Genomic DNA, 15,262 nt, shown 5'->3' on the forward strand with positions numbered 1-15,262 from the left:
GCTGGGGACTCCAACGGTGAGGAAGCGGCGCCGTTTAGGCGGCTGTGCGAGATTCATCTTCCGGTGGTTGCGACGGTGGCGGGTTCGCCTTGCCGAGGGCGGCGCTCAGCCCTTGTCGATCGTCTCGTTATAGGTCGCGTCGAGCCGCGATTGCAGGTAGTCCGCCGCGCGGATGGCCGGGTATCTCGGCGCGCCGGTGCCCGGCAGGGCCTCGACCACCACGTCGGGGTTCGCCTCGACGAACATCGCCACGGATCGGCGCCGCCGCCGGGGCGGCAAGACCCGATGCGGGGTCGAGACGTAGATGTCGTTCGTCCATCGCATCAGGCAATCGCCGATGTTGACGACATAGGCCCCCGCCACATGCGGCACGTCCATCCAGTCGCCACCACGCGGCTTCACCTGCAGCCCCGGCTCGCCATCCGTCATCAGGAGCGTGACCACCCCGTAATCCGAATGCGCGCCCGCCCCGATCTCGCCTTCGGCACCGGTCGCAGGCGGGTAGTGCAGCACGCGCAGCGCGGCCAGCGGCTCGTGAAAGGCGCCGTCGAAATGATCCTCTGCCAGCCCGAGATCGAGCGCGATGGCACGGCTCAGCCGCACGCCGAGATCGAGCGCCGCGTCGTAATAGGTCAGCATCGTCTCGCGGAAGCCGGGCAGGTCGGGCCACTGGTTCACGCCGCGGAACGGTTCGCCTGCGATGACGCGCGGGTCGGACGGGTCCATGTCGTAGCCGATGTTGAAGCTTTCCTTGCGGTCCTTCTGGCCGCTCGTCTCGTCGAGGCTTTCCAGCCCGTCATGCGCCCAGCCGCGGTAATGCGGCGTCTTCAGGATCGAGACTTTTTCCTTCTCCGCCACCGGCAGGCCGAAGAACGCATCGGCGGCCGCGAAGACGCGGGCCTGCAGATCGGCGTCTATGCCGTGCCCCGTCAGCAGGAAGAACCCCGGTCCCCGCGCCGCGGCACCCAGATCGGCAACGAAGCCCGCGCGGTCCTCGCCCGAGGTGAAGCGTTCGAAATCCAGAACCGGGATCATGCTGCCGCCTCCTGCTGTTTGCCATCCGCCCCGATCAGACGGTCCATCTTCGCGGCGACCTTTTCAAGGTGGCGTGCCCGGCTTGCGTCGGTCGAACTGTCCATCAGGTAATGCGCGGCAAAGGCCGTCCGGCACCCCTTGGCGCAGAGCAGCCTGACACCGCGCAACAGCGTGCGGCGGCCCGGCGCGCCGATCATCCGCGTCAGCCACCAACTTGCGCCGCAGGTCGTGAAGACGCCCAGCCGCGTGACATGGGTCAGGCCGGGGCGGATATTGGCGTTCTGCGCATCCGGCATCAGGAAGGCCACGCCCGGCAGCATGACCCGGTCGAGCCAGCCCTTGATCATCGCGGGCAGGCCATACCACCAGGTCGGGTAGACGAAGATCAGCGCATCGCACCATGTCAGGTCCGCCACATGGCTTTCGACCGGCAGGCGGTTGCCCGGCTCCACCTCGTAGCCCTCGTGCTCGGGGGCTGACAGCACCGGGTCGAAACCCTCGGCGTAAAGGTCGCGCAGGCGCACCTCCGCCCCCGCGGCTTCGAGCTTGCCGAGGATCACGTCGCGCACGGCCTCGGTGAAGCTGCCCCGCCTCGGGTGGCAATAGATCACCAGTGCGCGCATCAGAACGTCTCCATCTCGCGGCCCACGCGGGCGAGGAACGCGCCCCGCTTCGCATCATCCGCTCGGTTCATGTCATAAAGCGCGAGGTAGCGCATCTTCTGCGGCCTGCAGACATGCCAGACCGCCCGCGTCACGCATTTGCGCGGCGGATCACCCACCAGAAACGCGCGCATCCGGGTGCCGCCATAGGTGGTGACGGCGGCCAGCTTGCGGATATGGGTGAGGTTCGGCTTCACCTTGCCGTCCTCCAGCCGAAAGGACACGCCGGGCAGGAAGACCCGGTCGAGAAACCCCTTGAGGATCGCAGGGTAGCCGAAGTTCCAGACCGGGAAGACCATCACCAACGCATCGGCGGCGCGCAGCCGTTCGACATACTCCGCGACGGGCGTGATGTTGGCCGGTTCCTCGTGATAGCCGCGCCGCTCCTCCTCGGTCAGGACGGGCGAGAAGCCTTCGGCGTTCAGGTCGCAATCGTCGACCTCCCAGCCCGACTTGCCAAGGCGTTCCACGACGGTCGCATGAAGCGCCGAGGAGAAGCTTTCCGGGCAAGGATGCGCGAACAGAACCAGCGCCCGTTTCATGTCATGCGGCTCTTCATCTTTCCCTAAATACGGCGGAGCCCCCCGGCGGGTCGCCTCGCGCAGCGAGGCGAAACCCCGTCACTCCGCCGCCTCCGGCTTGGGGGTCATCGCGGGATAGCGGTACATCTCGGCATAGTCGAAATCGGGCGTGTCCCAAGTGACCATCTTGCCGGGGTTGAGCAGCCCCTTCGGGTCCGCCTCGCGCTTGAAATCCAGCTGGCGCTGGTCCGCGGACTGCCGCCCGCCTTCCTCCAGCGTGTAGCGATGCGGGTTGAAGATCAGCGCGCCGGCCTCCTCGTGCATCCGCACGATCTCGTCCAGCCGCTCCTTCGTGGTGAACTTCACGAGCGACAGACCGGCAAAGGCGATCTTGCCCTCCATGCGGATCGCCTCGAGATGCTGCAGAACCTCGGGGCTCAGGGCATCGCGCATCTTCTCGATCAGCTTCAGATGCTCGGGAAAGCCGTAGCGCACCTGAAGGTAGGTGATCGACGGATCGACCTTCAGCGCGCGCAGGGTCGTGTGGTTCCAGCCGTATTCGAAGACCGGGCCGGGCGTCTTGGGCCAGTCGTTGTCATCCGAGCGGTAGATCATCCGCGCCTCGGGGTGCCGCCCGAGGAAGGTCAGGAACCCGTCCATCGAATGCGGCGCCACCATCAGGCCGATCAGCGTGTCGTCGGCCTCGATATGCGGCTTCACGCGGCTGAAATAGTCGTAGGGTGCGGGCGCCTCGTAGACGCTCGCAAGCTTCAGAAGGATGCCGTCCTGGTTGGCCAGCGCATCGGTGAAGCGCGCGGCCTTAATGAAATCCTTGGTCGCCACGAAGATCTCGACCCAGTCATAGGCGGGGGCCAGCGGCAGCTCCAGCTCGGTGATGATGCCGTTGGTGCCGTAGGCGTGGCTGACGCGGGCCAGTTCCTCGCCGCGGAACTCCAGAACGCGGGGCTCTTCCTCCATGGTCACCACGCGCAGGCGGATGATGTTGCCCAGGTCTCGCAAAGACCCCCAATGGACCGAGCCGACACCGCCCGAGCCGCCGGCGATGAAGCCGCCGATCGTGGCCGTCGCCCAGGTCGATGAGAACATGCGGATTTCCTGCCCGGAATGCGCCTTGCAATGGGCATCGAGGTCTTTCAGCAGGATGCCCGGCTCGCAGACGACGCGGCCCGGTGTCACCTCCTTCACCTTGTCGAGGTGGCGCAGGTGCATGACGCAGCCGCCGCGCATCGGCATGGCCTGACCGTAATTGCCGGTGCCCGCGCCGCGGGTGGTGACCGGCACGTCATGGGCATAGCAGGTGCGCAGCACCTCGATCACCTCGGCCTCGGATTTCGGGTTCACCACGAAATCCGCCTCGAGGTGGTCCATCGCCTCCTTCAGGACGGGCGAATACCAGAAGAAATCGCGGCTTTTCGCGCGGATGGTGGCCGGGTTCTCGTCCTGCTCGATATGGGCGAGGGCGGCCTTGGCCGCGGCGACGTTCGGTTGCATTCAGGTCCTCATCAGCTCGTCGAGTTCAGCGTAATCGGGAAGTCTGCGGTCGATCTGCTCGCCCCGGCGCAGCACGATCCGGTCGGCCTGCGGCCGCGCGAAAAGCTCGGTCCAGCTGCGCGCCTTGACGATCACGAGGTCGGCGGGCGCGCCTTCGGCCAGCGAGGGGGCCTCGAAGCCGCAACTTGCCGCCGGATCGGTCAGGAAGCTTGTCGTCCAGTCGCTGCGCGAATGGTCGAGGTGCCCGATCCGCGTCGCCTCGCGCATCACCTCGAGCATGTCCATGTCGCCATAGGCGTAGAACGGATCACGCGTGTTGTCGGAGGCAAAGCTGACCCGGATGCCGCGCGCGCGCATCTCGTGGACCAGCGTGATCCCCCGGCGGCGCGGCGTGCGGGCCGTGCCCTGTGGCGTGCGGTCCTGCAAATAGAGATTGCACATCGGCAGGCTGACCACGTCGATCCCGGCCTTTGCGACCATATCGAGCGTGTCCATCGCGCGGCCCTCGTCCTGCGCGGAGAGCGAGCAGCAATGCCCCACGACGACGCGCCCCGAGAACCCCGTCTCCATCTTCAGCTCGGCGATGTCGCGCAGTGTCTCGACGCTGGCGTCCATCGTCTCGTCCACGTGGAAATCGGCGTCCAGCCCGCGCGCCTCGGCCTGCGCGAAAAAGCCCCGGATGCGGTCGCGCAGGTCGTCCATCGGGTAGGTGACCATCCCCAGCACACCGCCCTTCGTCTCCGCCACGAGGTCGGCGGTGTGGCCGAAGGCCCCGCTGTCGTCCGTCCACTTGTCGCAGCCGATCAGGCAGACGGCCTGCAGCGCGATGCGGCCCGCCCACTCGGCTTGCAGCTCGCGGAAGACGGGCCATGTGATGTCGTCCTGCGGCGCGATGCTGTCGAGATGCGTGCGGATCGCACGCGTGCCGTGCGCATGGGCGCAGCGCAGCGAGAAGTCCATCCGCGGGCGCAGGTCGGCGGCACTCCAGCGCGCGGAACTGTCGGCGCGCACGGTCGTCAGCGCGCCCATGAAACTGCCGTCGGGGTTCGGGCTGCGCGGCCAGATATGGCCCTTGTCCAGATGCGTGTGCATGTCGACGAAGGCGGGAAAGACCATCGCCCCCTTCATGTCCACGGCAATGGGTTGCGGCCCGGCGATGCGCCCGCCCGAGATCGAGATGTCGGTGCGGACAAGGTCGCCCTCCTGACCGATCAGGCAGGCGGGGACGGTGACGTTTGTCAGCGTCACGTCCCCGTGCGGAAGCTGGGTGAAATCCATCATGTCTCCCGGCTCACGGCGCTTTCGTGCCACTTGCGCAGCAGGAGGTGCGACAGCACGCTAAGGGCCGCGAAGATGAAGACGCCCATCGCGGCCACCAGCGCCAGCGCCGCGAACATGCGCGCGATGTTCAGGCGGTAGCCTGCCTCCTGGATGCGGAAGGCAAGGCCCGAACCGATCCCGCCCGTGCCCGCGACCAGTTCCGCCACCACCGCGCCGATCAGCGACAGGCCGCCCGCGATCTTCAGACCGCCGAGGAAATAGGGCAGCGCCGAGGGCAGTTGCAGGTAGCGCAGCCGTTGCCAGCGGTTCGCGCCGTAGATGCGGAACAGGTCGCGCAAGTTGTGATCGACGCTGTTCAGCCCCAGCGTGGTGGAACTCAGGACCGGAAAGAACGCCACCAGCCACGCGCACAGCAGCATCCCCGCGACCTTGCTGTCGACATAGATGAAGATCAGCGGCGCGATGGAGACGACGGGCGTGACCTGCAGGATCACGGCATAGGGGTAGAAGCTCAGTTCCAGCATCTTCGACTGGTTGAATAGGATGGCGAGCCCCGCGCCGCCGACCACCGCCAGGAGCAGCGCCAGAAGCGTGATCCACCCGGTCAGGTAGGCCGCGTCGATCAGCATGGCCCAGTCATCGACAAGGCTGCCCCAGACCCGGTCCGGCCCCGGCAGGATATAGTGCGGGATGTCATTGGCGCTGACGATCCAGCCCCAACCGAGGATGGCCAGCACCATGATGCCCACGGGCAGCGCCCATTTTGCGGTGCGCTCGACCCGTGCGGCGCGGGCGCGGCGCATCTCGTCCTCGTCGCGGGTTTCGGTCGTGCCAAGCGTCTGGTCGTCGGCAAGGCTCATGCGGGTTCTCCCATCGCTTCCTTCAGCGCCTCCGAGGCGCGCCGCGCATGGGCGGCATATTCGGGCGAGGTGCGGAATTCCTCGCCGCGGGGGTAGGGGGCGTCGACCTGAAGCTCGGTCAGCACGCGACCGGGGCGCGCGGCCATGACGACGATGCGGTCGGACAGGAAGACGGACTCGAAGACCGAATGGGTGACGAAGATCACCGTGCAGCCGATCTGTTCCTTGAGCTTCAGAAGGTCGTTGTTCAGCTTGTGGCGCGTGATCTCGTCCAGCGCCGCGAAAGGCTCGTCCATCAGGATCAGCCGCGGGTTCGTGACGATCGCCCGCGCGATCGAGACGCGCATCTTCATGCCGCCCGACAGCTCGCGCGGGTAGGCGTTCAGGAACTTCTCCAGCCCGACAAGGCGCAGCACCTCGAGCACGTCGTCCTTGACCTCGGCGTAGCTTTTCCCCGCCAGCCGGAACGGCAGCCAGACGTTCTGCGCCACCGTGGCCCAGGGCATCAGCGTGGGTTCCTGGAACACGACACCCAGGTCGCCGCGCCCGTGCCCTCCTTCCCACTCCACGCGGCCGCGGGTGGGATGCATCAGGTCCGAGATGATGCGAAGCGCGGTAGACTTGCCGCAGCCCGACGGTCCGAGAAGCGAGATGAAATCACCCTGGTTCACCTGAAGGGACATGTCCTTCAGCGCGACCACGTCGCCGCCGAAGATCTTGTCGACATGGGTCAGCCGCAGCAGCGGCGGGCGCTGCCCGAGCGGCAGGGTCTCGTGGGGACGAACGGCCATGATGCCTCGGAGGCTAGGGGACGGGGGCGGCCCGCGGCAAGGCGGACCGCCATGGGTCGGATCACTGGGGCCGCAGCTCGAGCCCGAGACCCTGGTTCACGAATTGCGTCGTGTAGGCCGATTGCCAGTCGAGCCCGGCCTCGACCACGCCCGCTTCGACCATCGCCTCGTAGAAGCCGCCGACGGTCTCGTCGGTCATCGCGCCGATGCCCAGCGTCAGAGCATCGCCCGAATCGACGATGCCGTATTCGATCATCTTGCCGATGGCGTAGTCGATCTTGTCCTGCGTCATGTCGGGGTTGGCCTCGAGGATCATCGCGTTGGCCCCGGCATTGTCGCCGTAAAGGTAGTTGTACCAGCCGAGGATCGACCCCTCGACGAAGCATTCCACGACCTCGGGGCTTTCCTCGATCGTGCTCGCCATCGTCTCGACCGTGGTGGCGTAAGTGGCATAGCCCGCATCCGCAATCAGGAAGACATTTGGCGTGAAGCCGCCGGTTGTCTCGACAAGATAGGGCTCGGAGGACAGGAAGCCCTGCATCCCGAGCTGGTCATCGGCAAGGAAGGGCGCCGGGTTGAACGTGTAGGGCTGGCGCTGCTCGACGGTGAACCCGTGGGCGGCGATCATCCACTGGTAATAGGAGGTGAAGCCGTTGTCCCCGATCAGGAGCGTCAGATCCTTGAGCTCTTCCCAGCTGTCGGCCACGCCGGGATGGGCGAGGATCACCTGCGGATGCTTCTGGAAGGTTGCGGCCACGGCCACCACCGGCACGTCCTCTGCCACGGCATTGAAGGCCTGCAACAGGTCGCCGCCCATGTGGAACTGGATGCGATCTGCCATCAGAAGCGCGCGGTTGTTCACCTGCGGGCCGCCCGAAACGATGGTCACGTCGAGGCCGCATGCGGCATAGGTGCCGTCGGCGACGGACTGGTAGAAGCCGCCATGCTCGGCCTGGGCCAGCCAGTTGGTGCCGAAGGTGACGGGCGTCAGGTCTTGTGCGACCGCGGCGCTGCCCATGAGGCCGCCGACGAGCGCAAGTGCGGTGGTGCGATACATCCCTGGATTCTCCACGCTGGTGGTTGGTGACAGGCCGAAGCGTAAGCTGAGCGCGCAGGCGCATAAGGCGCGACCGCTCTGCCGGTCCCGTTTCGCGGGGTTTCTGCGGAGAAATCGGGCAATCGCACGTGATTTGCTCAAATCCGCCGCGGTTTCACGGTCCGGGCCTGCCCTCCATGCTGGACATCGCGGGGGGGTGTGCCTTGACTGGACCCCTGCCAAGGAAGGTGACCCATGCCTCTGACACCCCGACCAACCGCGCTTTGTCCCGCCGCGATCCGCCCGCCCTTCGCTGCCTATGCCCATGGCACGCATGTCCCCGCCGGGGCGGAATGGGTCTTCACCTCGGGGCAACTGGGGATAACGGCTGATGACGTCATCCCCGAAGAGGTGCGCGCGCAGGCCGAGCTGTGCTTCGCCGCCTGCGAGGCGATCCTGGCCGAGGCGGGATTTTCGCCGACCGATACGGTCCGCATCAACGCCTTCGTGACGGATCGTGCCCATATGGCCGGCTACATGGCCGCCCGCGACGCCTGGTGCGCCCGCATGGAGCGGCTTCCGGCCTCGACGCTCGTGATCGTCTCGGGCTTCACCCGCCCGGAGTTCAAGGTCGAGGTCGAGGTGACCGCCGCGCGCCTTCCGCCAGGATGACCGTTTTTTGTGGTTGACGGGCTGCGCAGGCTGGCTTACCTCCGCGCACGGTTTGGCGGAGTAGCTCAGTTGGTTAGAGCAGCGGAATCATAATCCGCGTGTCGGGGGTTCAAGTCCCTCCTCCGCTACCACCGTTTCCTTGGCATTTTCGGCCTTCTGCATCCGACACGTTCTCGTAGTTGGGTGTTCAGTTGGGAGATTTTGTTCCCTTTGTGTACGCTTCCAGCTTGCGGATGGCCGATTCCGAGAGGGCAGGATCGCGGCTCAAGTAGACCTCGAGGATAGCGGTCACCTGGGACATCTTGTGTCCGGTGATGGCGGCAATCTCGGGAACCGTGCATCCGGCGATGGCGAGCCGCGTAACCGCCGTGCCCCGCAGATCGTGAAAGGTCACTCCCTCTAGCCCTGCGGCCTTGAAAGCCTTGCGCCAGGATGCCCTGAAGCCGCCTTCTGTCCACGATGCCCCCCGTGTGGTGCTGAGGATGGTCACAGCTTTTTTCGGGGTCGCATCCAGCAAGGCCTTGAGCGGAGCCCCCGCCGGGATTGCGACGTGGGCCTTCGTCTTGCCTTGGCGCAGCCTGATGGTTTGTCCGTCATAGCCCGACCAAGGCAGGCGTAGAAGGTCGCCCTGCCGCTGCCCGGTCCACAGGGCAAGCATGAAGGCGAGACCAATGTGCTTGGGGGCCGACTCAAGGAACGCCATCTCGTCCTTGTGTGTCCAGATGCTGTCGATCCGGTCGGACCGGTAGACCTTGCCCGGTCGTTCGCAGGGGTTGCTCGGGACCATGCCGCGGTCGAATGCCCATGCAAGGATCAGCGCAAGCACGGAGTAGGTATAGTCGGCTTGCCGCCGGGATGCCTTCGCCAGCCGATCGCGCCAGCTCAGAAATTCGCCACGGGCCGCCCGGTCGGTCAGAGCGGCAACCGGAAAGTCGGAATACTCGGACTCGATCTTGCGGACATGCTTGAGGTAGTCCTTGCGGGTCCGCGGAGCGAGGTCATTAAATTTTGGTGACGCCAGATAGGCGTCGAAGATCGATTGCAAGACATCTTTCGGCTTAGCTGCCCGCTTAGCGCAAGCTTCTGAATAAGCAGTAGCAAATTCAGGATCGCCGGGCTTTCCGGGCAGCCGGGGGCCACCCTTCCATGCATAGTAGTAGGTCACCCGAGATCCGTCAGCCAACCTCTTGGTGACCTGATTAATCCCTTTAAGATGAACGCGCATTTCTGTTCGCCTTCCAGTCTTCGTAAGGTGAGGGAGCGCTATTGGCCTCGGTTCCCTTTGCCTTCGTGTAAACTACAATGGTTCCGTCAGTCTGCAGCACCACGCGGTCGATGCTTTCTCCCGCCGCGACCGTCGCCTTGAGGGCTCGGGTGACGTCCTTGGCTGAAAAGGATGCAGGCCGACGCGACATTATGAGGCCTACAAAATGATGATTGCCGTGGTCGCGGAGACCGGGCTGATACGAGAAATATTGCTTTGTAAGCCTTTTTTCATCATAGTGATCCACTCTTAAGATGATTTCATGATCTTCAAATTTTTATTTTTCCATTCCAGATTTCAAAAATTTATTTTCATACGATATTTCTACAGGTCAGATCTCGCTTGCGTGTTCAAATTCTGACTTTCAAGAATGCTCTCCCAAAAGCTATGGGCGCTATCATCATTTTCTCCATTCTTGTCTTCCTGCACTTCCGACTCCTTTTCGGTCAGACAAGCCTCACTGTTTCCAGATCTCCTGCCAATTGGTGCAAGAGACAACGGCGGAGCTGATTCAGGAATAGGTTTTTTCTTTGCGAGGAGAATTATCATTTTGTACACGTCATCGTCGGACGGAGACGTATTTTCATCGAGTTCGAGGGCTTCAACTGCACGTGCGATCTGCGGGATATAATTTCGTGCAGTGCCCTCAGAAACATGGATATTCATTTTCGCAAGAAGTCTCACGATGCCTTCGATCTGCCTGCCCCGCCGACGCTCATGCAAGATAAAGCGCCACTGAGAGATCAGCTTGCGGAGCACATGGCCGCGCTTCTTGATCGGTTCGGCCCTCGCTAGCTCGAACAGTCTTTCCTCGATGAGCCTCTGTTGCTCGTCGTCAGGGTAATCGTCTTCCATCATTCGCCTCCGTGGGTCTGCTCTCCCCAAAAATACGAGGCAGAGGTGAAAAAGCCTACGGGGCCTGTGAAGATTTATGTGGAAAACCCCCCTATCACGCTGCGTCCCTGCCGATTTTCAATTGAGTTATGCGCTGGCCGCTATAGACTGAGGCCAGTTAAACTGGCCTCAGTCTATAGCGCTTTCCCATTCATCGAAGCGCGTGGCCGATGCAAAAATTTTTCAAAGACGCTATCGATGCGGCGATATTCGCTTGTCCTGCACGACTCGTGCATCGTCTTGCGTCATCATGGTGAACACGGGCGCATTTTGTGCGTGTTGTTGCAGCCCGCCTGGCCAATCCTACAGCAAGACACCTCGAAACCCGGGGCAAAACCCGGGGAGGCGCTTCAGGAGAAACCCGATGACCCGACCAAGGAAACCCGACGCTGATCGCCGGATGCGGTGGGACGCGCTCTATCTCACAAAGGCCGAGCGCCTCGATGTCGAGGTTTCTGCCAAGGCTTCCGGACTTGCGCCAGGCCGGTATCTGTATGCGTGTCATCTCAGGCAGGCGCCGATCCGGGTACATAGCAAGGCCCTCGCAGTCGCCGCGCTGTCCGAGGCCTCCGGGATGCTTCAGGCCATCGCAACAGAGATCGCGGAGGCTGCACCCGAGATCGATGCCGTGCGCATTGCGGCTCAACTGACCAGCATCGAGCGGCAATTTCGCCGGGCAGTTCTCCCACCATCGTACGTAATCCGGTTTCGGGAAGCCGAGGAAGGACCGGAAGAATGATGGTCCTGCCCGCGAAATATTCCGCCGACACGGCAGGTGCCGAAACTGATGTCGTCGGATATCTCGTCGATGAATATGTCCTCAAGCCGGACGGAAACGGGAAGGAATTGTTCCGGCGGGTTCCTCCACCAGAGGTCCTGATCGGCGATCCTGTTCTGATGCGAGCCGCAATTCGGGCGGCGCCAGGAAAGCACAAGTATAGGTCGCTCGTTCTTTCATTTGCGGACGAGGACATTGACGTCGACGCCTTCAATGCCGGATCGCCGGAAGCCCGCGCTCAGGTAGCGAATGTTCTCTCGATGTATATGGAGGCTGCTTTTTCCGGTATTCCTGAGGCCTGCCGCCCGCCGTTGCTCGTGTCGACGCACACGCATTGCGGCAACCTCGAGCTGAACATCACCATTCCCAGGTGGATTCGGCGACCCGATGGACAGCTGCGCTGTTTCAATCCGGATCCACCGGGTCGCGAAAGTCGGGCCTATTGGGACGCGTTCGAGGATCTTCTTAACACCAAACATGGATGGGCCGATCCGCGTGACCCGGCGCGGCGGCAGTGGTTCACGATGCCGGGTTTCCTGGTGAAGAAGCGTGCAGCAGTCCTGCGATCCGGTAGCGAATGGGAACCGACCGTTCAGGAAATCATCTGCGACCGCATCGTCGCCGCCGTCCTGTCGGAAGAGATCAGGAGCCGCGCCGATGTCGAAGGCTGGCTTGCGAAACACGCGCCGGAATACGACATGACGGTGCTCAAGGTCGCGAACGACCACATCACCATCGGTGCCGAGGACGCACTTCCGCGCGACCGGATCAAGCTTCGTGGCCTGATCTTCTCCCGCGCGTTTTCATCGCCCGAAGTGTTGCGGCCAGAGCCGGTGGTCTTGGATGACGGGGCCCGTGCCGATCAGCTGGCCGATGCCGCGGCGCGTCTGCAGGCGGGGTGGGAGCGCCGTACCGCGTTCAACGTCGATCGCTTCAGGCTCGCGGATCTGCCGGTCCCGACCTTCGATGCCGCCAGCTTCCTCGATCAACCGAGTTCCCGGCAGACCCGCATCATCCCGCCAAGGCGGATCAGTCACGCGACGCAACTTCATGAAACGGAGACATATCATGACCGCAGCCCCGAGCCTGCCCCCCTTGTCCGGCCTGACGACGATGGAACGGGAGCTCCTGTTTCGGGTCGACGCGCTGGCGCAGGCGTTCCATCGCGAACTGCGGACGCAGAACCAAAAGATCGCGGCGCTGGAGGCCGAGATCCGGGCCAGGGACGAAGCCATCACCCGCTTGACCAAATTGTTGAGTTCCTGGGTGGCCCCCAAGGTCCCGGATCGATCCTGACGTCCTTTGCCCGACGCCTGCGAGCGGTCCTGCCGGGCGTGATCGCCCGACTGACCTTTCAGCATGCCCTGCGCGCCATCCCCCCGAAGCTTCCTCGCCATCTTGAAGAATGTAAAACCGCACTGGAGACCATGAATGCAGCCCTCTCCCGACAACTCGCCGTTCGCCGACGCCCAGAAGGTCGCCTTGGACATCGGCCGGAAACTCGATCAGATCCTGCAGGCTATCCTGCCGCTGCACGACCTGTTGCAGGCTCAGGAGAAGGCGGAACAAGGCCTGACTCAGCGGCTGACCGAACTCCTCGAGAGTTTCTCCAGCATCGCGACGCATCTCGAGGCGGCGGCCGAGGCGCTCACGAAACTTTCCGAAGCGGAAGAATTGCCGAGGGCCGAGGAGGAGGCGTTCAAGTGGTTGGGGCAGCGGCTCGAGGCGCAGGACGCATGGATCCAAACGCTTCATCACGATTTGCGGACGATGATGGAATGGCTCTCGACTCCAGCGGACCAGCCACCCGCGCGCATGTGATCGCCAGGATCCGGCAGGTGGCAGAAACGGTCGAACCGGGCGCGCGCATCTCCCTCCGGTTGTCGCTGGGCGATCCGAATGAAGTTGGTCTGCCCCACGAGGCGGGGAGCGCGTGGATCAGTTTGGTCGCTGGCGAGACCTGGGTCCTGACCGCATCCGATGCCGTCCTCGACGCTGTGGAAGGCGCCTTCCGGCTTGCCGGGGACGAACCTTCGATCGAGGATGACAGCACATCGTTCGATCCGTTCTGACCGTTAGCGTCCGGGGAGCTGGTGTAATTTCATCGCCGTCGGCGGTGTGATCCCGGGCGGCCATCGAGGTCCATTTTCGAGGTGGAGTTTGGCGACTTCAACCACAGACCATACGCAGACGCCGATGACCAAGACGCACATCGACCTGTCCGAGCTGTTGGCCAGGCACGATCAGGGTGCTTCCGTGGCAGTATCGCCGAAGCTGCGCTGCAACTGATCATGGAGACTGATGTGGAAGCCATCATCGGCGCTGGCCGCAATGAATTCGTCGCGGTTCGAGGAAGCCTGAAAAGTAGCTGCCCTTCCTGAGCTTCGGGATGCGAAGTTCGACCGTCCCGGTCAGGGTCTGCCAATTTCGGTCGCGATAGCCATTGCGCTGCGCCCGACGACTGGGGTCCTTCTCGCCACAGGCCGCGCCTTTAACGACTCCAACCTCCAGCTCCATCAGCCGTTCTGCGGAAAAGCCGGTCATCTCGCGTAGCAGATCTGCCTCGGGGGTCTTCTCCACGAGGTCGCGCAGGTTCAACATGTTATTGGTAATCGGTGGTATCTCCAGTCCGGGTTGGTGCCAGCAACCAGAACTTTCCGGAACTTCGGCGGCGGCCATCTTAGCCAGAACCTACAACACTTAGCGTAATCGCCACGCCAAACCTACCGCCTATGGTGGTGAAGGACGGAGGCGTTGCTGCGGCAACCTCCGAAGTCCAGAACATAGAGGATATGATGGGAATGTTTGCTGCACTGGACGTGTCGCAAGAAGAGACGGCGATTTGCGTGGTGGATCGGCACGGCGCGATCATGGCGGAGACCAAGGTTCCAAGCTGCCCGGATGCGATAGCCGATTGGCTCGCCGAACGAACCGAAGACCTCGAACGGGTTGGCATGGAGACCGGGCCTCTGGCTGTCTGGTTTTGGAATGCCCTTATGGAAAGGCAGGTCCCGATCGTTTGCATCGACGCGCGCCACGCCAATGGCGTGCTGAAGATGATGCCGAACAAGACCGACCGGCACGATGCCCGCGGACTCGCGCAGATCGTCCGCACCGGTTGGTTCAAGGCCGTGCAGATCAAGAGTCATGATGCCTATGTCAACCGAGCGATGCTGACAGCGCGTGACGCACTGGTCGGCATGCGGGTCAGGCTGGAGAACGAGATCCGGGGGCTGCTGAAGACCTTTGGCATCATGTTCGGAAAGCGGGTCGGCGGGTTCAAGCGCCGAGCCGAGGAAATCGTCGAAGGCGAACTGGCGGTCGCCCCAGAGCTCGTTCCGGTCTTCCAAGCGCTCATGCAAGCTAGGCGCGACATCCTCGCCCGCATCGCCGCGCTCGATAGCCGCATCCGGGCAGTTGCCAGGCGGCATGCGACGGTCCGGCTGCTGATGACCGCGCCTGGCGTGGGACCGATCACGGCAATGGCGGTTGTCGCAGCCTTCGATGATGCCTCCCGCTTCCGTCGGTCGTCCAGCGCGGGGGGCTATCTTGGGCTGACACCCAGACGCTACGAGTCCGGAGAGATCAGCCGGAACGGGCGCGTGTCAAAACGGGGAGACGCCTTCACCAGGAAGTGTTTGTTCGAGGCCGCGAACGCGATTTACTGCCGAAACCTCGGCGGCCCTCGGCTGCGGGACTGGGCCAAGGCGATTGCCGAAAGAACTGGACCGCGCAAGGCCAAGGTCGCGCTGGCCCGAAAACTGGCGGTCACCCTGCACGCGATGTGGCGTAGTAACATGCCCTTCCAGGAGGCGGCGATGGCATAGACCCCAAAACCGAAACGACGCTGATCTTCAGCACACCCGAATGCGTCCAGCCGGGACGCGCGGCGAGGGTGAGATCGCTCCCACGGCTGCGGCAATAACCGCGCACACCACTTCGATCCGCCCAACCCT

15 protein-coding genes, 1 tRNA gene and 2 pseudogenes are annotated in these 15,262 nt (G+C 63.5%); 6 read left to right on the forward strand and 12 right to left on the reverse strand.

Annotated elements, in window-relative coordinates:
* Positions 1 to 105: 105 nt before the first annotated feature.
* From QQK83_RS04510 to QQK83_RS04545, 8 genes are all read right to left on the reverse strand, one after another.
* Complete coding sequence (locus QQK83_RS04510) at positions 106 to 1,035, reverse strand: isopenicillin N synthase family dioxygenase (protein WP_284262095.1); 930 nt, start codon at positions 1,033 to 1,035, stop codon at positions 106 to 108.
* Entirely contained in the window at positions 1,032 to 1,658 is a 627-nt protein-coding gene (locus QQK83_RS04515) for an NAD(P)H-dependent oxidoreductase (RefSeq protein ID WP_284262097.1), read from the reverse strand. Before QQK83_RS04515 ends, QQK83_RS04510 begins: the two co-directional genes overlap by 4 nt.
* Positions 1,658 to 2,239: an NAD(P)H-dependent oxidoreductase gene (locus QQK83_RS04520; RefSeq protein ID WP_284262099.1), complete on the reverse strand. Its 582-nt coding sequence runs from the start codon at positions 2,237 to 2,239 to the stop codon at positions 1,658 to 1,660. The genes QQK83_RS04515 and QQK83_RS04520 overlap by 1 nt, the downstream gene beginning before the upstream one ends.
* A 78-nt stretch (positions 2,240 to 2,317) precedes the next feature.
* The gene (locus QQK83_RS04525; protein ID WP_284262102.1) at positions 2,318 to 3,730 is read right to left on the reverse strand and encodes an FAD-binding oxidoreductase; all 1,413 of its coding nucleotides are present in this window, start codon (positions 3,728 to 3,730) and stop codon (positions 2,318 to 2,320) included.
* Positions 3,731 to 5,008 (reverse strand): cytosine deaminase, encoded by a 1,278-nt coding sequence (locus tag QQK83_RS04530; RefSeq protein ID WP_284262104.1) that lies wholly within the window; start codon positions 5,006 to 5,008, stop codon positions 3,731 to 3,733. It lies immediately after the preceding gene.
* Complete coding sequence (locus QQK83_RS04535) at positions 5,008 to 5,871, reverse strand: ABC transporter permease (protein WP_284262106.1); 864 nt, start codon at positions 5,869 to 5,871, stop codon at positions 5,008 to 5,010. Before QQK83_RS04535 ends, QQK83_RS04530 begins: the two co-directional genes overlap by 1 nt.
* Positions 5,868 to 6,662 (reverse strand): ABC transporter ATP-binding protein, encoded by a 795-nt coding sequence (locus tag QQK83_RS04540; protein ID WP_284262108.1) that lies wholly within the window; start codon positions 6,660 to 6,662, stop codon positions 5,868 to 5,870. The genes QQK83_RS04535 and QQK83_RS04540 overlap by 4 nt, the downstream gene beginning before the upstream one ends.
* A gap of 61 nt (positions 6,663 to 6,723) precedes the next feature.
* Positions 6,724 to 7,719 carry an ABC transporter substrate-binding protein gene (locus tag QQK83_RS04545; protein WP_284262110.1) on the reverse strand — a complete coding sequence of 332 codons (996 nt, stop codon included), beginning with the start codon at positions 7,717 to 7,719 and terminating at the stop codon, positions 6,724 to 6,726.
* 234 nt (positions 7,720 to 7,953) lie between these two features.
* Between QQK83_RS04545 and QQK83_RS04550 the strand changes: the two genes are divergently transcribed.
* Positions 7,954 to 8,370, forward strand: coding sequence for a RidA family protein (locus QQK83_RS04550; protein ID WP_284262112.1), 417 nt, complete (start codon positions 7,954 to 7,956; stop codon positions 8,368 to 8,370).
* 54 nt (positions 8,371 to 8,424) lie between these two features.
* Positions 8,425 to 8,501, forward strand: a tRNA-Met gene (locus QQK83_RS04555).
* A 56-nt stretch (positions 8,502 to 8,557) separates the two neighbouring features.
* On the opposite strand, the gene QQK83_RS04560 is transcribed toward QQK83_RS04555, so the two are convergent.
* The 3 genes from QQK83_RS04560 to QQK83_RS04570 form a co-directional block, all read right to left on the reverse strand.
* A complete protein-coding gene (locus QQK83_RS04560; protein WP_349816217.1) occupies positions 8,558 to 9,535 on the reverse strand; it encodes a tyrosine-type recombinase/integrase in 978 nt (325 codons plus the stop codon).
* Positions 9,536 to 9,578: 43 nt separating this feature from the next.
* Positions 9,579 to 9,881, reverse strand: coding sequence for a hypothetical protein (locus tag QQK83_RS04565; RefSeq protein WP_284262116.1), 303 nt, complete (start codon positions 9,879 to 9,881; stop codon positions 9,579 to 9,581).
* Between the two features lie 77 nt (positions 9,882 to 9,958).
* Complete coding sequence (locus QQK83_RS04570; RefSeq protein ID WP_284262118.1) at positions 9,959 to 10,489, reverse strand: hypothetical protein; 531 nt, start codon at positions 10,487 to 10,489, stop codon at positions 9,959 to 9,961.
* 403 nt (positions 10,490 to 10,892) lie between these two features.
* Between QQK83_RS04570 and QQK83_RS04575 the strand changes: the two genes are divergently transcribed.
* From QQK83_RS04575 to QQK83_RS19405, 3 genes and pseudogenes are all read left to right on the forward strand, one after another.
* On the forward strand, positions 10,893 to 11,267 hold the full coding sequence (locus QQK83_RS04575; RefSeq protein ID WP_284262120.1) for a hypothetical protein: 375 nt from the start codon (positions 10,893 to 10,895) through the stop codon (positions 11,265 to 11,267).
* Entirely contained in the window at positions 11,264 to 13,378 is a 2,115-nt protein-coding gene (locus QQK83_RS04580; RefSeq protein ID WP_284262122.1) for a hypothetical protein, read from the forward strand. Before QQK83_RS04575 ends, QQK83_RS04580 begins: the two co-directional genes overlap by 4 nt.
* A gap of 124 nt (positions 13,379 to 13,502) precedes the next feature.
* Positions 13,503 to 13,642, forward strand: a pseudogene (locus QQK83_RS19405) (IS256 family transposase); the annotation flags it as partial.
* Between the two features lies 1 nt (position 13,643).
* Here QQK83_RS19405 and QQK83_RS04585 read toward each other — a convergent pair.
* Positions 13,644 to 13,907 (reverse strand): annotated as a pseudogene (locus QQK83_RS04585) (transposase); the annotation flags it as partial.
* Between the two features lie 200 nt (positions 13,908 to 14,107).
* Here QQK83_RS04585 and QQK83_RS04590 point away from each other — a divergent pair.
* Positions 14,108 to 15,133 (forward strand): IS110 family RNA-guided transposase, encoded by a 1,026-nt coding sequence (locus QQK83_RS04590; RefSeq protein WP_284262124.1) that lies wholly within the window; start codon positions 14,108 to 14,110, stop codon positions 15,131 to 15,133.
* Positions 15,134 to 15,262: the final 129 nt, after the last annotated feature.

Source organism: Roseicyclus amphidinii, assembly GCF_030163755.1.
GTDB classification, from domain to species: Bacteria; Pseudomonadota; Alphaproteobacteria; order Rhodobacterales; family Rhodobacteraceae; genus Roseicyclus; species Roseicyclus amphidinii.